Genomic DNA, 22597 nt, shown 5'->3' on the forward strand with positions numbered 1-22597 from the left:
AAACCTTATTATGCGGGTAACGTCTTCTATTTTAGCGGGCTTGTTTTTGACCGCCTGCTCGGTCGGACCTGACTATCGACCTCCTTCGACCGATCTTCCGGATCGCTATTCCCTTCTTGCGCCGGTTACGAAGGCCGGCACCAGCGACCTTGAGTGGTGGCGTGACTTCGACGATCCGGTTCTGGATCGGCTGGTCGCGCGCGCGATGGTCGACAACATCAGCATTGCCGAGGCCCGTGAACGGGTGGCGGAAGCACAGGCGGAGGCGCGACGCGCCGGTGTCCCTCTGTCGGGGGACGCCACGGCGACAATCCGCGACAACAGCCGTGGATCAGACACGGCTTCTGCCGGACTGTCGGCGGAATATAACCTGGCCGGCAGAGCTGGTTGGGCGGGTCGCGCTGCAAGCCAGCGTCTCAACGCGGCCGAAATCGGCGTGGAAGAGGCCCGGCGCCTGCTTTTGGCGGAGCTGGGATCAGCATATATCGAGCTACGGTTCCTGCAGGAAAGCCTGACTTACCGGAACCAGGACATGGCATCTCGCCGAAGAACGCTGCGCGATCTCAACACCAAGTTGGAAGTTGGCGAGGGAACACGTTTGGATACGTTGCGCGCAGAAGCACTTATTCTAGAGACACAGGCCGATATCCCGCAGGTCGGCGCGCGTATCGTGCAGCAGCGCAACAGGATCTCGACCTTGCTGGGCGTACCGGTCGGCAGCCTGGGAATTGATTTAAGCCATACAGGCTCGCAACCGCGCCCTATCGGAGCAACGCAACCCGGTGTGCCTGCGGATTTGCTGCGAGCGCGGCCGGATATCCGCATCGCCGAACGTCGATATGCCGCCGCCGTCTCCGACCTGGGTGTGGCCGAGGCCTCGCGCTATCCCAGCCTGTCGCTGTCGGGTGCCATCACGGCCCCATTGAGTGGTGGGTCCTCGACCGAGAGCCTGGCCGCCGGGCTGGTCCTGCCCGTCTTTGACCAGCCGGGGCTGGCCGCTGCGGCCGATTCCGCGGAATCGCGGGCACGGCAGGCCTATCTGCAATGGCTCCGCACGGTGTTGGAGGCCGTGGAGCAGGTGGAGAACGAGCTTGCCGCGCTGCGGGCCGCCCGCCAGGCGGTGGCCGCCTCGCGTCAACTGGTTGCGCTGAACCAGGAAGCATTGTCCGTCTCGCGGGAACTTCTCACTCAGGGGGGAAACGCTACTGTTCTGGACGTTATCGACCGGGAACGCTCGCTCTCCGCTGCGCGGGCGACGCTTGCGGCGGATTTGCGCGACCTTGCGCTTGCCCATATCAACCTGCGCACGGCCCTCGGGATCGGGCATTCGGACCCGATCGTGATCAACACAAATGCAGCGCGCCCCACGAGCAACGACGCGGGCTGACCTACGACGCATAGAAGTTTTCTCTTTCTCGTGTCACAGCGTGCGCGTGTTCTGACGCCGGTCCGCTTGACAGTCCCCTGCCCTCTCGGCCAAGTGGCCCAGACTGGTAATGGGAGCAGGCATGGCATTGTCGAAGCGGATCACGGGGCTGACGGGCGGCGGGTCGGACGGCTGGGACGTCTATTACAAGGCCAAGGACATGATCGAGGCGGGCGAGGATGTCGCCATGTTGACGATCGGCGAGCATGATGTCGGCACCGATGACAGCATCCTCAATGCGATGCACGCCGCCACGAAGGCGGGGCACGTGGGCTATTCCATGTTCAACGGCAACCTGAACCTGCGCGAGACGGTCGCCGAGCGGGTGACGGCGCGAACAGGTATCACGACGACGCCGGACAACGTGCTGGTGGTGCCGGGCGGACAGGCGGGGCTTTTTGCGGCGCATCATGCCGCCTGTGACGAGGGCGACCGGGCGCTTTATATCGACCCGTTCTATGCCACCTACCCCGGCACGATCCGGGCCGTGGGCGCGCGGGACGTGGCGGTGGCCGCGCGGCCCGAACGGATGTTCCAGCCCGACCCCGCGGATATCGCGGCCGCGGCGACGGGCGCGAAAAGCCTGCTGATCAACACCCCGAACAACCCGACCGGCGCGGTCTATGGCCGTGAGACGCTGGAGGGGATCGCGCGGGTCTGCCGGGATCACGATATGTGGCTGATCTCGGACGAGGTTTATGACACGCAGCTTTGGGAGGGCGACCATGTCAGCCCCCGGGTGCTGGACGGTATGGCCGAGCGCACGATGGTGATCGGGTCGCTGTCCAAGAGCCACGCGATGACCGGCAGCCGGATCGGCTGGGTCGTGGGGCCGGAAGAGGCGATTCTGCACATGGGCAACCTGTCGACCCATACGACCTATGGCGTGGCGGGCTTCGTGCAGGAGGCGGCCTGTTACGCGCTTGGGAAAGGCGCGGATTTCGAGGAAGAGGTCGCGGCCCCTTTCCGGCGGCGGCGTGACCTGGTGCTGGGGCTTCTTGACGGCCAGGACGTTGTGCGCCCGATCCCGGCGCAGGGGGCGATGTTCGTGATGCTGGACGTGCGGGCGACGGGGCTGTCGGGCGAAGAGTTTGCCCTGCGCCTGCTGGACCGGCACAAGGTGGCGGTGATGCCGGGCGAGAGTTTCGGGAAAGCCGCGGCGGGGCATGTGCGCGTCGCGTTGACCGTGCCGGACGACCGGCTGAGCGAGGCGCTGGCGCGGCTGGTGGAGATGGCCGCGGAGCTGGCGGGCGTGGCGGCCTGACGGAGGGGTGAGAGGTTCCGGGTCAGGCCCGGGACGGGGGGCTCTTGAACTGCCGCGCGGTCGGGCCGGACGGAGCGCGTCGCTCTGACCAACGCGCCTCTGCGACCGCCGGTCGCGTCGAAGCCCTTACGATGCAACACATTTCCTGCCTGCATCCAAAGCAAACAGGAGGTAAAGAGATGTTCAAGGGACTGGGACTGTCCATGGCGCTTATCCTTGGAGGCATGGTCGGTCTGCCGGCCGCGATCCTGGCGGCGCTGTAAGAGACCAAGCACGCGATATAAAGGCCCGCGACACGCACGCGGGCCTTTTTACGTTCGCTGCCCTGCGGCGTAAGATTTTGTCGTTTCTGGACAATGCGTCGCTTTCGGGACAGATCGGACTCGGGCGCGCGGCCTTAAATCGACCATTGGGCCCAGCTATGCGGTCAAGCGCATGCGGGCTGGCGATGGAGGGCCGCGCATGGCGCAGCGCTGCAAGATAACGCGGGTGGTCCGCACGATCGGGGCTGACCGAGGGCGGGCCGCGCGGGGGCGGCCGGGACGGGGCTGAGACACCGCTCACCCCTGCCCTTTCCCTTTATCCAAGGACCCCGACATGAATAATCTTTCCCCCCGCCGTACCGGAGGCCGCGCCGCGCGTCGTGCCAGCCGGACCGCTCCGCTCGACGCCACCATCCGCCCGGTCCACGCCGGTATGGAGGGCGGCACGCTGAAGGTGCTGACGGACGCGCAGATCGGGCGCATCCACGACGCGGCGCTCGATGCGCTGGAACGCATCGGGTTGTCGGGCGCGCCGCCGAGCGGGATCGCTTACTTGACCGACGCGGGGGCCGTGCTCGGTGAAGACGGGCGCCTGCGCTTTCCCCGTGCGCTGGTGGAGGAGACCATCGCGCGGGCCAACCGGGAGATCACCCTGTATAGCCGCGACGGGGTCAACGACCTGCATCTTGGCGGCGCCCGGGTGCATTACGGCACGGCCGGAGCCGCCGTGAACATGGTGGATGTGCACGGGCGGAATTACCGCGAAAGCACGCTACAGGATTTGCATGATGCCGCCCGCATTGTCGACGTTCTGGACAACGTGCATTTCTGTCAGCGGCCCATGGTGGCGCGGGACATTCCCGACAACATGGAGATGGAGCTGAACACCGTCTATGCTTGCTGCACCGGCACGACGAAGCATGTGGGCACATCCTTTACCGAGCCGCATCATGTCGGTCCGGCGCTGGAGATGCTCTACATGATCGCGGGCGGCGAGGATAAATTCCGCGCGCGGCCGTTCGTCAGCAACTCAAACTGCTTCGTGGTGCCGCCGATGCGGTTCGCGACCGAGTCCTGCGAGGTAATGGAGCGGTGCATCGAAGGCGGGATGCCGGTGCTGCTGCTGTCGGCCGGAATGGCCGGGGCCACCGCGCCGTCGACCATCGCGGGGGCGATCATGCAGGCCACGGCGGAATGCCTGGCGGGACTGGTTTACGTGAACGCGGTGAAGCCCGGGCATCCGGCGATCTTTGGCACCTGGCCCTTCGGGCTGGATCTGCGGACCGGCGCGATGTCGATCGGGTCGGGCGAGCAGGCATTGCTAAGCGCGGGCTGCGCGCAGATGCACCAGTTCTATGGGTTGCCCGGCGGGGCGGCGGGCGGTGCGTCGGATGCCAAGCTGCCAGATATGCAGGCCGGGTGGGAGCAGATGTGCTCGAACGTAATGGCCGGGCTTGCGGGCGTGAACATGATCTACGAGGCAGCGGGGATGCACGCCTCGCTCTTGGGGTTCTGTCACGAGAGCCTGATCCTGAGCGATGACCTCATTGGCCAGGCGCTGCGCTGCGTGCGCGGGATCGAGGTGGATGACGAGACGCTGGCGCTGGACCAGATGGAGGCGGTCTGTATCGGCGGGCCGGGGCATTACCTGGGAACCGAAGCGACGCTGGCGCGGATGCAGCGGGATCATTGTTACCCCACGCTGGGGGACAGGTCGTCGCCCAAGGAATGGGTGGAGTTGGGCAAGCCGGACCTTGTGGAGAAGGCGGTGGCGCGGAAGGAAGAAATTTTGGCGCAGGCGCCGGCCGCCCGGTTGAACCCAATGCTGGATGCGGAGATACGGCGGAAGTTCGCGATTCATCTGAAGGCGTAGAGGTCCCGGATCAGGCCCGGGACGGGTGGTATGCTGGGCCGCGCGACGTTCTATAACCGCGACAGGATCGCGTCGGTGTCGACAGCGCCGATGGCACCGGTGGTGCGGCCCCGTTCGCCCGCCAGTCGCGTGGCCACGTAGGCTTCGGCCACATCAGGCGGCGCGTGACGGATGAGCACCGAGGCGGTCAGCAGCGTGGCGAGGCTTTCGACATACCAGCGGGCCTGCGCCTCGTCCGGCAGGCGCGGAAAACGGGTGATGTGGGCATTGAGCGCCGCGTCGTAGTGCCGGTATTGCCCGGCCACGGCGCCCAACTCGCGGCTGAGCACCTCGCCCGACAGAGGCACTTTCCGCAGGGTGCGCAGGATGTCGAGGCAGATCACGTTGCCCGAGCCTTCCCAGATCGAATTGAGCGGCGCCTCGCGGTAGAGGAGCGGCAGGGGCGTGTCCTCGACATAGCCCATGCCGCCCATCGCCTCCATCGCCTCGTAGACCACGTTCGGGCAAAGCTTGTTGCCGATGTACTTGGCCAGCGCGACGGCGACGCGGGAAAAGGCGCGGGCCTCGTCTGTGTCGCGGTCGAACTGCCCGGCGACGAACATCCCCAGCGCCAGCGTGCCTTCCCAATCGAGTGCCAGGTCCGAGAGCACCGACCGCATCAATGGCTGGTCGATCAGTGTCTTCTGAAAGGCCGTGCGATGGCGAGCCCAATGGGCGGCGTGGCCCAGGGCGGCGCGCATCAGGCCCGCGGGGGCCATGGCGGTGTCGAGGCGCGTGTGGTGCACCATCTCGACGATGGTCTTCACGCCCTCGCCTTCGTCGCCCAGCCGATAGGCCACCGCGTCGGCATATTCGATTTCCGCGGACGCGTTGGCGCGGTTGCCCAGCTTGTCCTTGAGGCGCTGGATGTGGATCGTGTTGCGCCGTCCCTCCAGCCACCGGGGCACGAGGAAACAGGTCAGGCCTCCGGGCGCTTGCGCCAGCGTCAGGAGGCCGTCGGACATGGGCGCCGAGCAGAACCACTTGTGACCGCGCAGCACATAGGTGTCGCCATCGGGCGCGGCACGGGTGGTATTGGCGCGCACATCCGAGCCGCCCTGTTTTTCGGTCATGGCCATGCCAAGCGTCGCGCCGGGCTTGCGCGCCAGCGGTTTCGGCGACGGGTCGTAGGCGCGGCTGAGCAGTTTGGGCGCCCACGTGTCGAAGAGCGCGGTGTCGGCCTGTAGCGCGGGTACGGCGGCGTAGGTCATGGTCATGGGGCAGCATACGCCCGGCTCCACCTGCGATGTCAGATAGACCATCGCGGCGTGGGTGGCGTGGCCGCCCGCCGCCCCTTCCCACGCGATGGCGGCATAGCCCGCGCCGATGCCGCTGCGCATGAGGTCGTGATAGGCGGGGTGAAAGCGCAGCTCGTCGAGCCTGCGGCCACCGGCATCGAAGAGCAGCAATTCAGGCGGGTTGCGGTTGGCCGCGCGGCCCGCCTCGGCCATGGCGGCGGTGCCAATGGTTTCGCCGTAGGCCGCAAGATGCGCGGTGTCCGCACCCGCCGCGCCGGCATGGTCGGCCAGCGCCGGATCGGTGGCATAAAGGTCCACATCGCCACGGGCGTCGGGCTGATTGGTCACGTCATGGGTGAGCAGCGCGGCGTCGGGGGGCAGTTGTGGCATGAATGACTCTCCTTGAGGACGAGTAGTAGCCTTTAAGAGGTTAGATGTGAAAGGGGATTCACAAAGCGAATCGCCTGTGTCATTGTGAGCGGGCACCGCCCGAAAAGAGGCGGGCGGCAGAGGCAGAAAGAGCAGTCATGAAATCGCGCAAGCGCCCCGCATTCGGTGTGTTGATCTATTTCGCCATAGCCTTTGGGCTGGGGGCGTATTTCACCTTTGCCGCGGTGCAGGGCGACTATGGCCTGTTCCGCCGCGCCGAGATCGAATCGGGCGAGGCCGAACTTCGCAAGCAACTGGCGGTGCTGGACGGACAGGTGGACCGGATGGAGAACCTGACCCGGCGTCTGTCGGACACCTACCTGGACCTCGACCTGTTGGACCAGCAGGCGCGCGAGGTTCTGGGGATGCTGCGCGCCGATGAGATCGTCATCCGCTGAGCCCCCCTGCCCCGGGTCCGGGCAATCTTGGCGAGGGCTTCACGCGAGCGGCAGATCATGGATGATCGAGGCGGGGACGAGCGCATGGGTTTCCCGGGTGGCGCCCTCGATTTCCAGCACGCCCATTGGCGGCGCCGCTCCGGGCTCGGCACGACTGACGCGCATGCGGTAGGTCACACCTGCATGCCAAAGCGAGAGGGACGCCGACGCGGTGCCATCGCTCCGCACCCAGTCGAAATCGCCGGTAACCTGCGTTGCGTCAACGCTGAACGCGACACGCGGCACTTGATCCGGCGCGCCGAGGTGAAAGCCGTAGAAGAGACCCGGTTGCAGGGAGACGCAGAGCGTTTCCCCGGTTTCGGCAAGCCGGCCAAGGAAAACGACATGTTCGTCCGGACCGCAGGGCGCCTCTGCGCCGTCGGGGCTTGCGGAGGATGGGCACATGATGTCACCTTCGGTGTGGCTTGAGCGGTGTGCGGACCCGGCCGATTGTTGGACGTGCCGCAAACCTAGGCTAGGTGTTTTGGTACGAGCAAGAGCGCATGTCGGGCCGGTCCGACCGGCCCGTGCGCAAGAACGGCAAGGAGAGGAGTGCAATCATGAGTGCGCAACTGGTGGCAGCCCTTATCGTGTCGCCCTTCGCGCTGGCCTTCGTCTATGCGGGATATCACGAGTATTCGCGCTACAAGTCCGAGGGCCGGGCGACCTATGGATTGGCCTATGACGAGGAGAGCGGCACGACCCACGTGACCGGCATCGGCGAAGACGAAACAGCCTATGATCCCGAAGAGTTCGATCCCAGCAACTACAACGATCCGGATATCAAGGAGGACGACCACGCCTAGCGGTTCCCCCGAACAGCAGCGTTGACCTGGTCAGCCGGCGTGATCTGACGCTGCGTCAAAATCCCCCTCGAAAAATCCGGGCGAGTCCTGTATAAGATAGTTTAAGGCTAAACTACCTTTTTCAGCACAGGAGCCCGCCCGCATGGCTGCCAGAAAAACCACAAAGAAACCAAACGTTTCCGCCGATGAATTGAAAAAGTACTACCGCGACATGTTGCTGGTGCGTCGATTCGAGGAGAAGGCCGGCCAGCTGTACGGGATGGGCCTGATCGGCGGGTTCTGTCACCTCTACATCGGACAGGAAGCGGTTGTCGTGGGGCTGGAAGCCACTGCCGAAGAGGGTGACAAGCGCATCACCACCTATCGCGACCACGGGCACATGCTGGCCTGTGGCATGGACCCCGACGGCGTGATGGCCGAGTTGACGGGCCGCGAGGGCGGTTATTCCAAGGGCAAGGGCGGCTCGATGCACATGTTCAGCCGCGAGAAGGATTTCTATGGCGGGCACGGGATCGTGGGCGCGAACGTGCCGCTGGGTGCGGGGCTGGCGCTGGCCGATCAGTACAAGGGCAATGACCGCGTGACCTTCACCTACTTCGGGGACGGCGCGGCGAACCAGGGCCAGGTCTACGAGACGTTCAACATGGCCGCTTTGTGGAAACTGCCGGTCGTGTTCGTCATCGAGAACAACCAGTACGCCATGGGCACCTCGCAAAAACGCTCGACCTCGACCCCCGACATCTACACCCGCGGCGAGGCTTTCGGCATCCCCGGCGAGGCCGTCGACGGGATGGACGTGCTGGCCGTGAAGGAGGCCGGTGCGAAGGCGGTGGCGCACTGCCGCAAGGGCGACGGGCCGTATATCCTGGAAGTGAAGACCTATCGGTATCGCGGGCACTCGATGTCCGACCCGGCCAAGTACCGCACGCGCGAGGAAGTGCAGAAGATGCGCGACGAGAAGGACTGTATCGAGCATGTGCGCGAGCTGCTTCTGGAGGGCAAGCACGCCAGCGAAGAGGACCTCAAGGCGATCGACAAGGAAATCAAGGACGTGGTGAACAAGTCCGCCGATTTCGCCAAGGAAAGCGCAGAGCCGGACGTGTCCGAGCTTTGGACAGACATTTACGTCGAAGACACGCGTGAGGACGCCTGATGCGCAAGCGACCGATGCTGATTGGCGCGTTTTTGGCCGCCCTCGGTGCGCCGTCCGTGGCCGCGACGGATTTCACCGATCAGGCGGCGGCGCTGCGCGCGCTCGTGCGCTATGACGGTCCGCCGACCGCGGCTGGGCTGACGCAAACAAGCCTTGATATCCGCCCCGACTGTACCTTTGCCCAGAATGCTGAGGGCAAGATGCAGGGCGTCAATGCACGCGTTGTCATGTCGGGCGACCTGCGCAGCGTGGCGCCAGGGGATATCTCGCTGGAGACGCAAAGCGAGGCCGTCGCGATACGGTTCGACCTGACGCCGCCTGTGCCGAACTGGCAGGCCACGACCCGGATAGCGGCGGGCAATGCGCTTTACGATCAACTGGTGTCCAACCCGGAAACCTTCGGCCCGCTGATGCCTGCCACGTGCACCGCGCAGGGCTGCGAAATGACACGACTGGTCCGCGATGACGAGGACCAACCTTTTTTTCGACTTTTAGTCACAGACATCATGACCGCGTCCGAGGCCAAACAGGCCACTGACGCGTTCCGCAACCTGGCGGCACTGTGCCAGGGCACGAGCCAGTAGGGAGAAAGCCGACAATGCCAACTGAAATTCTGATGCCTGCCCTGTCGCCAACGATGGAAGAAGGCACTTTGGCCAAGTGGCTGGTCAAGGAAGGGGACACCGTCAACTCTGGCGACATCATGGCCGAGATCGAGACCGACAAGGCCACGATGGAATTCGAAGCCGTCGACGAGGGCACGATCGGCAAGATCCTGATCGAGGAAGGCACCGAGGGGGTGAAGGTGAACACGCCCATCGCGGTGCTGCTGGAAGAGGGCGAAAGCGCGGACGATATCGGCGAAAGCTCGTCGGGCGGCGGTGCCTCTTCTGCCAAGGAGGACGATGATAGCGGCGATGAGGACGAGAGCCGCGGCAAGGCCGAGCCGGTTGCCGCCTCGCCCGCCGCGCCCGTGCCGCAGCCCGATGCCAGCCCCGACTGGCCCGAGGGCACCGAGATGCAGAAGATGACCGTCCGCGAAGCGATCAACATCGCCATGATCGAAGAGATGCGCAACGACGAGAACGTGTTCATCATGGGCGAGGAGGTGGCCGAGTACCAGGGCGCCTACAAGATCACGCAAAACATGCTGGACGAGTTCGGCGCCAAGCGGGTGATCGACACGCCCATCACCGAGCACGGCTTTGCCGGGATCGGCGTGGGCGCGGCCTGGGGCGGGTTGAAGCCGATCGTGGAGTTCATGACCTGGAACTTCGCCATGCAGGCGATCGACCAGATCATCAACTCGGCCGCCAAGACGAATTACATGTCCGGCGGACAGCTGGGCTGTTCCATCGTGTTCCGCGGCCCGAACGGCGCCGCCGCGCGGGTGGCCGCGCAGCACAGCCAGGATTACGCGGCGTGGTATTCCCACGTGCCCGGGTTGAAAGTGGTGCAGCCCTATTCGGCGGCCGATGCCAAGGGCCTGCTCAAGAGCGCGATCCGCGACCCGAACCCGGTGATTTTCCTCGAAAACGAGATCCTTTACGGGCGCAGCTTCGAGGTGCCGGTGCTGGATGATTTCACCATTCCCTTCGGCAAGGCGCGGATTGCCCGGCCCGGCGACGACGTGACCATCGTCAGCTTCGGAATCGGCATGACCTATGCTTTGGAGGCCGCCGACAAGCTGGCCGAAGAGGGCGTCAGCGCCGAGGTGATCGACCTGCGCACGCTGAGGCCGCTGGATTATGACACGGTGCTCGCGAGCGTCATGAAGACCAACCGCTGCGTCACGGTCGAGGAAGGCTTCCCCGTGGCGAGCATGGGCAACCATCTCAGCGCGGTGATCATGGAGCGGGCATTCGACTATCTCGATGCGCCGGTGATCAACTGCACGGGCAAGGATGTGCCGATGCCCTATGCCGCGAACCTTGAAAAACTGGCGCTGACCTCGACCAAGGAAGTGATCGAGGCCGTCAACAAAGTGACCTACCGGTAAGGAGAGAGCGCGATGCCCACGGAAATACTCATGCCCGCCCTTTCCCCGACAATGGAGGAAGGCACCCTGGCGAAATGGCTGGTCAAGGAAGGCGACACGGTGAATTCCGGCGACCTTCTGGCCGAGATCGAGACCGACAAGGCGACGATGGAGTTCGAGGCGGTCGACGAAGGCACGATCGGCAAGATCCTGATCGAGGAAGGCACCGAAGGCGTGAAGGTGAACACCGCGATTGCCGTCCTTCTGGAGGAAGGCGAGAGCGCCGACGATATCGGTGACGTGAGCGCGTCCGGCGGCTGCGGCGGTGGAGGCGACAAGGCCGAAGCCAAGGAAGACAAGCAGGATGCGGCCCCGAAGAAAGAGGCCGAAGCCAGCAAGCCCGAGAGCGGCGACGTGCCCCCTGCCCCGGCGGCGCCTGTGAAGGACGGCGAGCGCATCTTCGCCTCGCCGCTGGCGCGGCGGATCGCCAAGCAGAAGGGCATCGACCTGACCGAGCTGAAGGGCTCGGGCCCGCATGGGCGGATCGTGAAGGCGGACGTGGAGAGTGCCAAGGCCGGAGCGGCGAAGCCTGCCGAGGAGACCGCGGCGGGAGGTCCCGCATCGAGTGCGGGACAGGCGGCCCCTGCCCCGGCGGGCCCCAGCACCGACGCGGTCGTGGCGATGTACCAGAACCGCGAGTTCGAGGAAGTGAAGCTCGACGGGATGCGCAAGACCATCGCCGCCCGCCTGACCGAGGCCAAGCAGACCATTCCGCATTTCTACCTGCGGCGGGATATCCAGCTGGACTCGTTGCTGAAATTCCGCGGACAGCTGAACAAGCAGCTTGAAGGCCGCGGCGTGAAGCTGTCGGTGAACGACTTCATCATCAAGGCCTGCGCGCTGGCCTTGCAGGCGGTGCCCGATTGCAATGCGGTCTGGGCCGGGGACCGGGTGCTGAAGCTGAAACCGTCGGACGTGGCGGTGGCCGTGGCGATCGAAGGCGGGCTGTTCACGCCTGTCTTGAAGGATGCCGAAATGAAGTCGCTGTCGGCCCTGTCGGCGGAGATGAAGGACCTTGCCACCCGCGCACGGGAGCGCAAGCTGTCGCCCGAGGAATACCAGGGCGGGACATTCGCCATTTCCAACCTCGGGATGTTCGGGATCGACAATTTCGACGCGGTGATCAACCCGCCGCATGGCGCGATCCTGGCCGTGGGCGCGGGCGTGAAGAAGCCTGTCGTGGGTGACGATGGCGAGTTGACCGTGGCCACTGTGATGTCGGTGACGCTGAGCGTGGATCACCGGGTGATCGACGGGGCGCTTGGGGCGGAGCTGTTGGACAAGATCCGGGAAAACCTGGAGAACCCGATGGTGATGCTGGCCTGAGGGTTTTGGCGTTGCGATAGTTAGGGCCGGGGATTTCCCCGGCCTTTTTCGTTGCGAGGGGTGGGTTGTCACCCACCCTACGGGTCCGTTCGAACGTCTCGTCGCGCAGCGCCCCGCACTTACGACAGCGCGTATATCCCCAGCCCCACGGCCAACCAGCCATAGGCCAGGAGCGCCAGCCAGAAGAGCACCCGGTCGAGCCAGCCGCCGTGATCGTGGTCATGCCCCTCGTGCCCGCCCGAGCCGCGCCAGGCGAGCCAGCCGAAGGCAGCCGTCAGAGCCAGGAAGCCCATGTTGAACCAGAAAGTGTAGTCGATCTTGAAGCGCTCGGACGGCTCCATCATACCCTTGGCAGCACTTTGAGGTTCAAGCCCCAGCAGGGCGAAGCCGTAATGAATCGCCAGGGCCGTCAGGATCAGCGCGCCAAGGAACAGCCCGGCGATGTAGAGCGCCATCTTCCAGCCGTAGAACTGGGCGTTCACGCGGATCACGGGAAACACGACGAGGTCGGAGAAGATGAAGGCCATGATTCCCGCCACGCTAACCCCGTTGGCAAAAAGCAGGCCCGCGAGGGGGATATTGCCCATCGAGCCGATGAAGGTGAAGAAGGCCGCGATGGGGCCGATGACGGTGTGCGACAGCACCTCGAGGAAACTGCGTGTGCCTTCCTCGCCGGTGCCGGGGAAAAGCCAGGTGAAGAATTCGGCCGGCACGAAGGCGGCGATGATGCCGGCGATGGTGAAGCCGACGGTGACGTCTTTCCACACCATCTGCCATTCCATCAGGTACGCCTTGGCCATCTTGGACCAGAGCGCGGGCGATTGGGTGAGGTCGGCGGGGTCCTCGGGCTCGTCCTCTTCTCCGGCTTCGAGCGACTGGCGCACGTTCTCGATCAGCTTCTGCGGCCGCCAGAGAGCCACGAGACCCCACATCACCACGATCAGGATGAGGCCGCCCACGTATTCCGCGACCACGAACTGCCAGCTGAGAAAGACCGAGATGACGATGCCGAGCTCGATGACAAGGTTGGTGGAGGCCAGGAGGAACGCCATCGACGGAACGAAGCCCGCGCCCTTGGCGAAGAGCGCCCGCGTCGTGGCGAGGGCCGCGAAACTGCAGGAAGACGAGATGAAACCGAAGAACCCGGCCAGCGACATGGATCCGAGGTCCTCATCCCCCATCGCATGCCGCATCCGGTCGCGGCTGACAAAAAGCTGGATGACCGCACTGACGAGATAACCCAGTCCGAAGGCCCAGAAGGCCACCCAGAAATATCCGAGTGTGGTCAGGGCCGCGTCGGCCCAGGTTTGAAAGAAATTCATCGCGTCGGTTCCCACTTGCGTGGTCAACGCGACGGGTTTGCCGCCTGTTCCGGCGCGCGATCAGATCAGAACGATGGCGTGCCGGTCTGCTTGGCCTTCTGCGCCTTTTTCCACGCGAAAACCTTGCTGCGTTCGGTCCAGTCGTAGCGGCCGTCCTCGCGCACGAGGCTCCAGTAGAGGTCGCCGGCGTCGCGCCACGGGTCCAAGACGAGGCTGTCTTCCATCGAGTCACCCCGGCGGCCGAGAATGGTTGTGCTGTGTTCCAGGCGGATACTGTCATAATTGGCGATGGCGCGGTGAATTTGCAGCGTCTTGAAGTTCTCGCGTTGCAGGCGGGCGTCCATGTCATGCGCCCAGTGCCAGCACAGGCCACGCGGCTTGTTGCCAAAGTTGACGGCGGTGTTATGCGCCAGCGGGCCGCTGTCGATCTCGTACTCTACAACCAGTTGCGCGACGTAGGTATAGGCGACGTAGGCGGCGCGTCCGGCTTCCTCGGGGTCGACGCCAGGGCCGAGGTCGAGGAAAGCCTGTTTCAGCGCGGCGATGTTGGCGGCCTCGCGTTGTGCCGCGGCCTGGTAGAACGCCTTGTCGAAGCGGTGGCCATAGCGGGCCAGCTGCGCCGAGCGTTGCCAGACGGCGTCGGGCATGGAAATGGCCTCGGCCAGGGCACCGGGCGGCAGGCTGATGTTGGCGGTTGCGTTCCGCGAAGACGCGAAGGACTGCGAGCTGCCGTCATCGGAAACCTCCGTGCAACCTGTGAGGGCGGCAAGAGCAAGGCACGGAAGAAGTTTCAGCAGTTGTGATCGCATGGAGCGTGGCCCCCCGGGCAGACAGTCGCGAATTGTTCTAACTTGTCAGGCGTATCTAGACCTGCCCTTTCGGGTTGTCGACCTGAACAAGCGGAGTAACGCGCGGCTATGGCTGTCGGTTGCAGCATTTTTGCACCAATCCGGGCAAAGAAAAGCCCGGACCGACGTGCGGACCGGGCGAATCCAGGGTTCGACTGCCGAGGCGGGGACGTTCAGCGCACGCCCAGAAGCTGATCCATCGCGACGGAGGGCTGATCACAGCCCGCCTCTCCGACGATCTTGGCCGGCACGCCCGCGACCGTCTTGCAGGGCGGCACCTCCTGCAGCACCACCGAACCGGCGGCGATGCGGCTGCAATGGCCGACCTTGATGTTGCCAAGGACCTTGGCACCAGCGCCAATCAGGACGCCGTCGCCGATCTTGGGGTGGCGGTCTTCCTCTTCCTTGCCGGTGCCGCCGAGGGTCACGGAGTGCAGCATCGAAACGTTGTCGCCCACCACGGCGGTTTCGCCGATCACGATGGAGTGGGCGTGGTCGATCATGATGCCCTTGCCGATGCGGGCGGCGGGGTGGATATCGACGCCGAACACCTCGGAGCAGCGCATCTGGAAGAAACGCGCCATGTCGCGCCGTTCGGTGCGCCACAGCCAGTTCGCCACGCGGTAGGCCTGAACCGCCTGGAAGCCCTTGAAGAACAGCATCGGCAGGATAAAGCGGTCGCAGGCCGGGTCACGGTCATAGACGGCGACGATATCGGCGCGCGCGGCCTGCCCCAGTTCGGGGTCGTCGGCATAGGCCATGTCGCAGATTTCGCGCAGAAGCTGCTCGGGCATCTCGTGCGAGCCCAGTTTCATCGACGTGCGGTAGGCCAACGCGGATTCGATGGTCTTGTGGTGCAGGATCGACGAATGGATGAGCCCGCCAAGCAGCGGCTCGTCCTTTATCGCGGTCTCCGCCTCGGTGTTGATCCGGGCCCAGACCGGGTCAAGCTCGGCCAGCTTTGCATGTGTGTTCGCCATGTGCATGCTCCTTGGTGCGAGTATCGCTTATACCAGATAAGCTCGATCCGTAAAATGCAAAGGCGTCATGGGTGGGTTCACGAAAATGAATGAAGCAGAGATCAGGGATTTTCGCGCACTGATCGAGACGCGTCTGGCGGAACTCGACGACGAAGACGTCCGTGGCGCGGCGGGCAAGGCCACGGTGGAGCTGGACCAGCAATCGGTCGGTCGTCTGAGCCGAATGGACGCGTTGCAGAACCAGGCGATGGCCAGGGCCACGGATGCGCGCCGCGCCGGGGAGCGGGCGCGGCTGACCGCCACCCTCGCCCGGATGGACGAGGGCGAGTTCGGCTATTGTGAGGATTGCGGCGAGGAGATTGTCCTTGGCCGCCTGAAGCTGGACCCGGCCGCGACGCGCTGCGTGGAGTGCGCGCGCGGCTGAGGCTTCGCGTTCAGGCGGGACGGATCATGCGGTCACCTCGATCCGCGCAAAGCGGCCCGGCCCGAAGCGCGCGGAAACCTGCGCGACCTGAATCTCGTAAAGACCCGACAGTGCGTCGGCGGCCTGATCCGCCGCGCTGTAGGTCCAGACCGGCGACGTCGTGCTGGTCTGGCGGATCACCGCGTCCTGCTGCACCACGCGCACGAGGTATTCCTCGCGGTCCTCGCCCAGCGGCACATCGGCGGTGTCCCAGCGGTCACCGTCAATCCGGGTGCGCCGGATCCAGCTGATCGACAGGGCGCCGCCCGCGCCCGCCGAAAGCCTCAGATGCGCCGGCGACAGCGGCCTCAGACCCAGCCCGTCGAAAGCCAGCCGCACCGCGCTGAAGCTGGGGTCGTCCACCGGGCGCCCGGCGGGGCCGATCCGGTAGTAGCGCGCCAGCCCGCGCTTGGCCTTGGACAGCTCAATCTGCTTGGCGGTGCCATTGAGGCGCACCAGATAGCTGCCTTGTGGCCAGGCCTCGGCACGCTCGGTGCCGACCTGTCCGCGCAGGCGGTGGCTGAGCAGGTACGTGTCGATGTCGACGAGGTCTGCATCACGGAACTGGATGAGCTCCCACCCGTCGGGGGTGCCGTCGCCGATGGCGCAAAGGTTGCCGCCATTAAAGAGCGCCAGGTCGCTGATGCTTTCCAAACTGCCGCCCAGCATCCGCACCTGCACGGCGGGTCCGCGGTCGATGCGGCCCGCGTGGGCCGGAAAGAGCGGCGTTTCCAGCACACCCACGGGGGTGCGGGCCGTCACGAGGCTGTTGAGGGCATAGTTCGAATCCTCGTCCGAGGCATAGAGTGCGACAGAGCCGGGCCAGGGTTTGGCGGTGGCAGCGAAATGTGGTGCGTGAGGCACCTCGTCGCCGGTCAGAAGCGGCAGGTCGAGAAAGAACGGTGCCACCGGCAACGGCGCCACGAAGGGACGCAGGGTCACGGCCTCGTCCTCGAATTCGGCCGGGCGATAGCTTTCGGGTTCGATCCGCACCGCTTCGAGCTTTTGCGCCCCGGCCATCTGGTCGGCCCGGTCGACGCGGAAAAAGCCCCTGCCCTGTCCTTCGGGAATGGCGATGACGTCGCCCGCGCCGGTCTCGAGTTGCGAGGGCGGCAGGGTCAGGCGCAGGGTGTCCGTGGCGAGGCGCGCCTCGGACAGCCAGCGTTCAACGGTCTGGCGGCCCTCGGCGCGGGTCATGACCAGCGGAAATTCCGAAATCGAAACACCATGGGTGGCGTTGTCGGGCAGGATCGCCTCTTCGGCGATGACCTCGAAATCCCCGTCAGCCTCGATAAAGCGCAGGCGGACGCGGCCCGCCAGTTCCACGGTGCTGCCGCGCGTCTCCTCCAGGACGCTGTCCATCTCGGGGTCACGCACCAGCGTATCAAGGTCGATCACGCGATCGGCCCCGCCGTCGCGCATGATGAAACGCAGACGCCCGTCCCGTTCCACCGCGTCGACGCCATAGCGCAGCATCAGCGGTTGCAGGGCGCTGCGGGCTTCGGATACCTGGTCGACCGTGTAGCCGCGCACCAACCCGTGGGCCCCGGACGTGTCACAGGCGTTCAGGCCTGACCTCAGGCAAATTTCCTCGATGACCGAGGCCAGCATGCGGGACGAGATGCGCCCGTTGAGCCAGTGACCTCGTGTGTAATTGGCGCCATCGCTCCATAAGTCGCGATTGTTGGGGAAATTCGGATAGGGCCGCATGTCCCAGACCCAGGCATATGCGTGATCCATGTCCAGCATCGCGCCGTCGTAGACGTCCGATTGCGGGTTGTTGGCGGGATCGTTCCAATAGCCAAGAAAAGCGCGCAGGTATTGCTGTTGTATCAGCTCGTCGCGGCGCCCGTCCGAGAAATGCGGCAGGGTGGATTCCGAGGATTTCGGATCGAGGAACTTGTTGGGCTGGTTGGTGCCCTTGTCCACGGCGGCGCAGCCATACTCGTCCACCCAGGCGCCGTCGAATTGCGGCCCGCGCAGGCTCTCCGGGTCATGTGCCGAGAAAACCTGCGCGACTGCGCCGTTGGGCCACTGAAGCCGCTTGCGCGTCGCCTGCCAGACAGGGCGACGATCGGGCGGCGAGCAGGCCATGATACCGCTTTCACCGAAGATCATCACGTCGCGCACCTGGTCGATGGTCTCGCCCACCAGCGCCAGGCGATGACACCGGCCCGCGTCAAGCGGCCTGGCCCCCTCGACCTGGCCGCGCACCCATTCGGCCCCTGCGCGTGTCTTGCCCGCGCCCCGCCCGCCCAGGATGACCCATGTGCGCCAGTCGCCTTCGGGCGGGCGCTGGTGCTCCATCGCCCAGAAATCGAACAGGTACGGCAGCGACAGGATTTCGCCGTCACTCAGGCTGTCCAGAAACTCTTTCTGCGTCTCGGGCCCTGCGGAGACGAGCCAGTCGACATCCGATACTTTCCCGGGCTTCTTCGAGGTCGAGGGCGTATCCATCCGCGACGCCAAGCTCTTTTTCTCTTCTTTTTGCAAGTTGTGTCTCCGCATCTATCGGGATCTTCAGCCATTGCCGTATTTCCGACGTGGCGCGCCTGGCGTCTTTCAGGTCACCGAATTGCCCACGCCTGATCTGGGCGTAGACCGCCTCCAGATCGGCGCGCATGGCCGACAGCTGCTTCTCGAGCGCGTCTATCGACAGCGTGACCTGGGAAGGGGTCCGATCTTGCGTGATCAATGGCATGCGGGCCAACACCTCGAAGTTCTTGCATCGCGGAAGATTCATCTCAGAAAGCAAACAGGCGACCGGTGGTCATCCCACGGGTCGCCTGCAGTTTCAGAGATCTCGGTTAAGCATTCGTCGCGGCATCGTGCGGTGCCGTGGCAGCTTGCCTCGTGCGCCTACTGGTTGGCGCGTTCGGCCTCCAGCGCGCGGTAGGCCGCGACGTTGCGGTTATGCTCTTCGAGCGTTTCCGCGAAGAGGTGCCCGTCGCGCGGGTCCAGCGTGCGAGCCACGAAGAACACATAGTCAGTATCCTCGGGGTTTACCGCCGCCTCGATGCTGGCGCGGCCGGGATTGGCGATGGGCGTCGGCGGCAACCCGTCGATGACGTAGGTATTGTAGGGCGTCTCGGCACGCAGCTCGCTCTGGCGCAGGCCGCGGCCCAGCACGCCCTCGCCATTCGTGATGCCATAGATCACGGTGGGGTCGGTCTGCAGCCGCATCCCTTCTTGCAGCCGGTTGGTAAAGACGCTCGCAACCTGCCCGCGTTCGGTGGGCACGCCGGTTTCCTTCTCGATGATCGAGGCGAGGATCAGCGCCTCTTCGGGCGTCTCGACGGCAATGTCCGACGCGCGGTTCTGCCAGGCCTCGGTCAGGATCAATTCCTGCGCCTCGCGCATCCGGGTCAGAATGCTTTCGCGGGTGTCGCCCACGCTGAACTCGTAACTGTTCGGCGCAAGGCTGCCCTCGGGCGGCACCGCCGCCACCTCACCATCCAGCGCGTCGAACGCACCAAGCGCGTTCACCACCTGCCAGCTGGTCACGCCTTCGGCGACGGCCACGCGGTAGCGGGTGTCGGCCTGATCACGCACCTCGGTGAATTCGGCGGGAGGAGTGACCTCCTCGGCCTGCGGATCGAAGGCCGCAACCTCGACAAAGCGATTGGTGGCCGGGTCCAGTTCGCGCACCTCGACCTCGCTCGCATTGACGCCGATGCGGTACACCACCTCGGTGCCACAGGTGCTGGCCCCGCCTCGGGTCACGATATCGGTGATCTCGCCCATGGTGGAGCCTTCGGGGATCAGCCAGCTACCAGCCTTTAGAAGCTGCGTCTTGTCGGTGTAGTCCGCACCGATGCGGAAGATCCGCTCGCTGGTGATCGCGCCCTGCTCGGCCAGATCGGCCGAGATACCGCGCATCGAACTGCCGCGCGGTACCTGAAGGCAGATCGGCTCTTCCAGCGGACCCGTGGCCTGGTATTCGTTCTGGCCCCAAAGGATTACCCCGCCCAACAGGAAGACCACGACAACAAGAAACGTCAGGAAATTCGACGCGATGTGCCGCCACATCAGCGTACGGCCCCGATGCAGAGACAGGCATTGGTGCCGCCGAAACCGAAGCTGTTGGACAGTGCCACCTTGATCTCGCGTTCATGCTTGGCGTTGGCGGCCAGGTTCATCGGCGTTTCCACTGCCGGATTGTCCAGATTGATCGTCGGCGGCGCCACCTGGTCACGAATGGCCAGGATCGAGAAGATGCCCTCGATCGCCCCGGCCGCACCCAACAGGTGCCCGGTCGAGGATTTGGTCGAACTCATGGTCGCTTTCGAGGCCGCATCACCCAGCAGTTTCTCAACCGCCTTCAATTCGATCGTGTCGGCCATGGTGCTGGTGCCGTGGGCGTTGATGTAATCCACATCGGCAGGCTCGATCCCGGCATTGCGCAACGCACCCTGCATGGCGCGGAACCCGCCATCGCCATCCTCTGCGGGTGCGGTGATGTGATAGGCGTCACCCGACAGGCCATAGCCAAGGACTTCGGCATAGATCTTGGCACCGCGCGCCTTGGCGTGCTCGTACTCCTCCAGCACGACCATGCCAGCCCCCTCGCCCATCACGAAGCCGTCGCGGTCGGCGTCGTAGGGGCGGCTGGCGCCTTGCGGGTCGTCGGCGCGTTTTGTGGACAGTGCCTTGCAGGCGTTGAAGCCGGCAATACCGATCTCGCAGATCGCCGCTTCGGCACCACCCGCGATCATCACGTCCGCGTCCCCGTGCTGGATCAACCGCGCCGCATCGCCTATGGCATGCGCCCCCGTCGAACAGGCGGTCACAACCGCGTGGTTCGGCCCCTTGAAGCCGTAGCGAATGCTGACCTGCCCGCTGATCAGGTTGATAAGCGCGCCGGGAATAAAGAAGGGCGACACCCGCCGCACGCCACGGTCGCGAATAAGCAGCGTCGTCTCCTCGATCGAGCGCAGCCCGCCGATGCCGGACCCGATCATAACACCAGTGCGCAGGCGGCTTTCCTCGTCCTCGGGCAGCCAATCGGCGTCCCGCACGGCCTGTTCGGCCGCCGCAACGCCATAGAGGATGAAATCATCCACTTTCCGGCGCTCCTTGGGCTCCATGTAATCTTCGGAGTTGAAGGTGCCGTCGCTGCCGTCGCCCAAGGGCACTTCGCAGGCGTATTTCGTGGCCACGTTCGTGGGATCGAACCGCGTGATGGTGCCCGCTCCTGACTTCCCTTCCAGAATGCGGCTCCAGCTCTCCTCCACGCCAGATGCCAGCGGGGTCACAAGACCCAGACCCGTCACAACCACTCGACGCATGATGTTGCCCTCTTGTCCTACCTTCGTCGGCTTCCATACCGCGCCTTGCCTATCGGGGGCAAGGCCAACGGCAAAGGGGCGCGGTCTTCCGCGCCCCTTTTTTCAAGCCTGTCATTCAGCTTATTGGAACTCGGCGATCGGTTCGCGGTCGCCCTGTGCCACTTCCAGCGCCTCTTGCAGCGACACGTCGCGGGACAACAGCGCCCGGCCGATAATCGTGCCGGAAATGTTGGGTACGTATTTCAGACGCGACACGTCATCGACGCTGCGCACGGTACCGCGTGCGATGACCGGATGCCGGGTCAGACCGGCCAGCCCGCTGATCACGCCCAGCGTCCCGTCGCTGTCTTCGATATCGGCGTCGATATCGGTCAGGATGATGCCAGCCAGCGGCGCATCATCGAAAGCGGCGATATAGCTTTCAGGCGAGAACGCGCTTTTCGTGCGCCAGCCCTCGGTCATCACCGAACCCTGGAAGATATCGACGGCCAGCACGATCTGGTCGGGATAGAACTTGGCCAGTTCGCGCAGGGTATCGGGGTCGTAGGCGGCCATGGTGCCAACCACGATCCGGCCCGCGCCCTTGTCGATCCATTTTGCAACGCTGTCACGCGACCGGAAACCGCCGCCCAGCTGGACCGGGATCCCGACAGTGCGAATGATCTCTTCCATCAGGCTACTGTTGTCGCCGTCACCGGCCACCGCGTCGATGTCGGTCAGATGCATCCACGATGCGCCGGCGGCGGCAAAGGATTTCGCTGTCTCGACAGGGTCGACATGCCAGATGACGGGCTCTTCGAGCCGACCGCGCGTCAGGGACACGCATTTGCCGTTACGCAGTTCGAGAGTGGGGTAGATGATCATGCGACAGTCACCTTCTGATTCGGGCTGGTTCCGCCTTGTTTGCGGGGTCTGCCCTTCTTAGACCCCTGCTTCGTTGACGATGGTCTCAAATCGGCATGATACAGTCTGTTCCCGAAATTTTCGACCGCGCAAATGAAAAGACCCCGCCGCGCCGGCAGGGTCTTTCGAAAATCTCTTGTGCGTCGTCGTGGTTACGACGCTTCCTTGATGAACTTCACCGCGTCGCCGAAGGTCTGGATGTTCTCGGCGGCGTCATCGGGGATCTCGATGCCGAATTCTTCTTCGAACGCCATGACCAGTTCGACCGTGTCCAGGCTGTCCGCGCCCAGGTCGTCAATGAAAGAGGCGTTCTCGGTTACTTTGTCTTCCTCGACGCCCAGGTGTTCCACCACGATCTTTTTTACGCGGTCTGCGATATCGCTCATGTTTCGTTCCTCATCTTCAGCCGGGTCATTCGCCCGTTTTCTGTGCCCTCGCCCGTTTGGACTAGCGGCTAAATGTGCCCCTTGACCGGGCGGCTTGCATGACCCGTATAACGGG

Annotated in this window: 20 protein-coding genes; 10 read left to right on the forward strand and 10 right to left on the reverse strand. The window is 64.6% G+C overall.

What is annotated here, in order from left to right:
- Positions 1–10 precede the first annotated feature (10 nt).
- From RBB18_RS06045 to RBB18_RS06055, 3 genes are all read left to right on the forward strand, one after another.
- Entirely contained in the window at positions 11–1387 is a 1377-nt protein-coding gene (locus RBB18_RS06045; RefSeq protein ID WP_306110848.1) for an efflux transporter outer membrane subunit, read from the forward strand.
- Positions 1388–1508: 121 nt separating this feature from the next.
- A complete protein-coding gene (locus RBB18_RS06050) occupies positions 1509–2690 on the forward strand; it encodes a pyridoxal phosphate-dependent aminotransferase (RefSeq protein ID WP_306110849.1) in 1182 nt (393 codons plus the stop codon).
- 597 nt (positions 2691–3287) lie between these two features.
- Positions 3288–4826: a trimethylamine methyltransferase family protein gene (locus RBB18_RS06055; protein WP_306112131.1), complete on the forward strand. Its 1539-nt coding sequence runs from the start codon at positions 3288–3290 to the stop codon at positions 4824–4826.
- Positions 4827–4876: 50 nt separating this feature from the next.
- Here RBB18_RS06055 and RBB18_RS06060 read toward each other — a convergent pair whose 3' ends face one another.
- Positions 4877–6493 carry an acyl-CoA dehydrogenase family protein gene (locus RBB18_RS06060; protein ID WP_306112132.1) on the reverse strand — a complete coding sequence of 539 codons (1617 nt, stop codon included), beginning with the start codon at positions 6491–6493 and terminating at the stop codon, positions 4877–4879.
- A gap of 137 nt (positions 6494–6630) precedes the next feature.
- On the opposite strand from RBB18_RS06060, the gene RBB18_RS06065 reads away from it, so the two are divergent.
- On the forward strand, positions 6631–6930 hold the full coding sequence (locus tag RBB18_RS06065; protein ID WP_103764149.1) for a septum formation initiator family protein: 300 nt from the start codon (positions 6631–6633) through the stop codon (positions 6928–6930).
- A gap of 39 nt (positions 6931–6969) precedes the next feature.
- On the opposite strand, the gene RBB18_RS06070 is transcribed toward RBB18_RS06065, so the two are convergent.
- Entirely contained in the window at positions 6970–7374 is a 405-nt protein-coding gene (locus tag RBB18_RS06070; protein WP_306112133.1) for a hypothetical protein, read from the reverse strand.
- Positions 7375–7529: 155 nt separating this feature from the next.
- Between RBB18_RS06070 and RBB18_RS06075 the strand changes: the two genes are divergently transcribed.
- The 5 genes from RBB18_RS06075 (at position 7530) to RBB18_RS06095 (ending at position 12292) form a co-directional block, all read left to right on the forward strand.
- Complete coding sequence (locus RBB18_RS06075) at positions 7530–7775, forward strand: hypothetical protein (RefSeq protein WP_306112134.1); 246 nt, start codon at positions 7530–7532, stop codon at positions 7773–7775.
- Between the two features lie 142 nt (positions 7776–7917).
- Complete coding sequence (pdhA, locus tag RBB18_RS06080; RefSeq protein ID WP_103764147.1) at positions 7918–8928, forward strand: pyruvate dehydrogenase (acetyl-transferring) E1 component subunit alpha; 1011 nt, start codon at positions 7918–7920, stop codon at positions 8926–8928.
- On the forward strand, positions 8928–9512 hold the full coding sequence (locus tag RBB18_RS06085; protein WP_306112135.1) for a hypothetical protein: 585 nt from the start codon (positions 8928–8930) through the stop codon (positions 9510–9512). The genes pdhA and RBB18_RS06085 overlap by 1 nt, the downstream gene beginning before the upstream one ends.
- 14 nt (positions 9513–9526) lie before the next feature.
- Positions 9527–10927: a pyruvate dehydrogenase complex E1 component subunit beta gene (locus RBB18_RS06090; RefSeq protein ID WP_306112136.1), complete on the forward strand. Its 1401-nt coding sequence runs from the start codon at positions 9527–9529 to the stop codon at positions 10925–10927.
- A gap of 12 nt (positions 10928–10939) precedes the next feature.
- A complete protein-coding gene (locus tag RBB18_RS06095; RefSeq protein WP_306112137.1) occupies positions 10940–12292 on the forward strand; it encodes a pyruvate dehydrogenase complex dihydrolipoamide acetyltransferase in 1353 nt (450 codons plus the stop codon).
- Between the two features lie 119 nt (positions 12293–12411).
- Here RBB18_RS06095 and RBB18_RS06100 read toward each other — a convergent pair whose 3' ends face one another.
- From RBB18_RS06100 to cysE, 3 genes are all read right to left on the reverse strand, one after another.
- A complete protein-coding gene (locus RBB18_RS06100) occupies positions 12412–13614 on the reverse strand; it encodes a permease (RefSeq protein WP_306112138.1) in 1203 nt (400 codons plus the stop codon).
- 65 nt (positions 13615–13679) lie between these two features.
- Positions 13680–14423, reverse strand: coding sequence for a hypothetical protein (locus RBB18_RS06105; RefSeq protein ID WP_103764142.1), 744 nt, complete (start codon positions 14421–14423; stop codon positions 13680–13682).
- A gap of 212 nt (positions 14424–14635) precedes the next feature.
- The gene (cysE, locus tag RBB18_RS06110; RefSeq protein ID WP_306112139.1) at positions 14636–15442 is read right to left on the reverse strand and encodes a serine O-acetyltransferase; all 807 of its coding nucleotides are present in this window, start codon (positions 15440–15442) and stop codon (positions 14636–14638) included.
- Between the two features lie 85 nt (positions 15443–15527).
- Between cysE and RBB18_RS06115 the strand changes: the two genes are divergently transcribed.
- Positions 15528–15866, forward strand: coding sequence for a TraR/DksA family transcriptional regulator (locus RBB18_RS06115; RefSeq protein WP_306112140.1), 339 nt, complete (start codon positions 15528–15530; stop codon positions 15864–15866).
- A 24-nt stretch (positions 15867–15890) separates the two neighbouring features.
- Here the strand turns inward: RBB18_RS06115 and RBB18_RS06120 are convergent, their stop codons facing one another.
- The 5 genes from RBB18_RS06120 to RBB18_RS06140 form a co-directional block, all read right to left on the reverse strand.
- Positions 15891–18362, reverse strand: a complete 2472-nt coding sequence (locus RBB18_RS06120; protein ID WP_306112141.1) for a glycoside hydrolase TIM-barrel-like domain-containing protein — start codon at positions 18360–18362, stop codon at positions 15891–15893.
- Positions 18363–18764: 402 nt separating this feature from the next.
- On the reverse strand, positions 18765–19934 hold the full coding sequence (gene mltG, locus RBB18_RS06125; protein WP_103764140.1) for an endolytic transglycosylase MltG: 1170 nt from the start codon (positions 19932–19934) through the stop codon (positions 18765–18767).
- Positions 19934–21193 carry a beta-ketoacyl-ACP synthase II gene (gene fabF, locus RBB18_RS06130; RefSeq protein WP_103764139.1) on the reverse strand — a complete coding sequence of 420 codons (1260 nt, stop codon included), beginning with the start codon at positions 21191–21193 and terminating at the stop codon, positions 19934–19936. The genes mltG and fabF overlap by 1 nt, the downstream gene beginning before the upstream one ends.
- A gap of 120 nt (positions 21194–21313) precedes the next feature.
- Positions 21314–22057: a 1-(5-phosphoribosyl)-5-[(5-phosphoribosylamino)methylideneamino] imidazole-4-carboxamide isomerase gene (locus RBB18_RS06135; protein ID WP_306112142.1), complete on the reverse strand. Its 744-nt coding sequence runs from the start codon at positions 22055–22057 to the stop codon at positions 21314–21316.
- Positions 22058–22248: 191 nt separating this feature from the next.
- Positions 22249–22482, reverse strand: a complete 234-nt coding sequence (locus RBB18_RS06140; RefSeq protein ID WP_057794165.1) for an acyl carrier protein — start codon at positions 22480–22482, stop codon at positions 22249–22251.
- Positions 22483–22597: the final 115 nt, after the last annotated feature.

The organism is Roseovarius sp. MMSF_3298 (assembly GCF_030733705.1).
Taxonomy (GTDB): Bacteria; Pseudomonadota; Alphaproteobacteria; order Rhodobacterales; family Rhodobacteraceae; genus Roseovarius; species Roseovarius confluentis.

Excerpts from the sequence above, each read along its gene's own strand:
- RBB18_RS06045 (WP_306110848.1), top strand. The coding sequence starts at position 11 with ATGCGGGTAACGTCTTCTATTTTAGCGGGCTTGTTTTTGACCGCCTGC.
- RBB18_RS06050 (WP_306110849.1), top strand. The coding sequence starts at position 1,509 with ATGGCATTGTCGAAGCGGATCACGGGGCTGACGGGCGGCGGGTCGGAC.
- RBB18_RS06055 (WP_306112131.1), top strand. The coding sequence starts at position 3,288 with ATGAATAATCTTTCCCCCCGCCGTACCGGAGGCCGCGCCGCGCGTCGT.
- RBB18_RS06060 (WP_306112132.1), bottom strand. The coding sequence starts at position 6,493 with ATGCCACAACTGCCCCCCGACGCCGCGCTGCTCACCCATGACGTGACC.
- RBB18_RS06065 (WP_103764149.1), top strand. The coding sequence starts at position 6,631 with ATGAAATCGCGCAAGCGCCCCGCATTCGGTGTGTTGATCTATTTCGCC.
- RBB18_RS06070 (WP_306112133.1), bottom strand. The coding sequence starts at position 7,374 with ATGTGCCCATCCTCCGCAAGCCCCGACGGCGCAGAGGCGCCCTGCGGT.
- RBB18_RS06075 (WP_306112134.1), top strand. The coding sequence starts at position 7,530 with ATGAGTGCGCAACTGGTGGCAGCCCTTATCGTGTCGCCCTTCGCGCTG.
- pdhA (WP_103764147.1), top strand. The coding sequence starts at position 7,918 with ATGGCTGCCAGAAAAACCACAAAGAAACCAAACGTTTCCGCCGATGAA.
- RBB18_RS06085 (WP_306112135.1), top strand. The coding sequence starts at position 8,928 with ATGCGCAAGCGACCGATGCTGATTGGCGCGTTTTTGGCCGCCCTCGGT.
- RBB18_RS06090 (WP_306112136.1), top strand. The coding sequence starts at position 9,527 with ATGCCAACTGAAATTCTGATGCCTGCCCTGTCGCCAACGATGGAAGAA.
- RBB18_RS06095 (WP_306112137.1), top strand. The coding sequence starts at position 10,940 with ATGCCCACGGAAATACTCATGCCCGCCCTTTCCCCGACAATGGAGGAA.
- RBB18_RS06100 (WP_306112138.1), bottom strand. The coding sequence starts at position 13,614 with ATGAATTTCTTTCAAACCTGGGCCGACGCGGCCCTGACCACACTCGGA.
- RBB18_RS06105 (WP_103764142.1), bottom strand. The coding sequence starts at position 14,423 with ATGCGATCACAACTGCTGAAACTTCTTCCGTGCCTTGCTCTTGCCGCC.
- cysE (WP_306112139.1), bottom strand. The coding sequence starts at position 15,442 with ATGGCGAACACACATGCAAAGCTGGCCGAGCTTGACCCGGTCTGGGCC.
- RBB18_RS06115 (WP_306112140.1), top strand. The coding sequence starts at position 15,528 with ATGAATGAAGCAGAGATCAGGGATTTTCGCGCACTGATCGAGACGCGT.
- RBB18_RS06120 (WP_306112141.1), bottom strand. The coding sequence starts at position 18,362 with ATGGATACGCCCTCGACCTCGAAGAAGCCCGGGAAAGTATCGGATGTC.
- mltG (WP_103764140.1), bottom strand. The coding sequence starts at position 19,934 with ATGTGGCGGCACATCGCGTCGAATTTCCTGACGTTTCTTGTTGTCGTG.
- fabF (WP_103764139.1), bottom strand. The coding sequence starts at position 21,193 with ATGCGTCGAGTGGTTGTGACGGGTCTGGGTCTTGTGACCCCGCTGGCA.
- RBB18_RS06135 (WP_306112142.1), bottom strand. The coding sequence starts at position 22,057 with ATGATCATCTACCCCACTCTCGAACTGCGTAACGGCAAATGCGTGTCC.
- RBB18_RS06140 (WP_057794165.1), bottom strand. The coding sequence starts at position 22,482 with ATGAGCGATATCGCAGACCGCGTAAAAAAGATCGTGGTGGAACACCTG.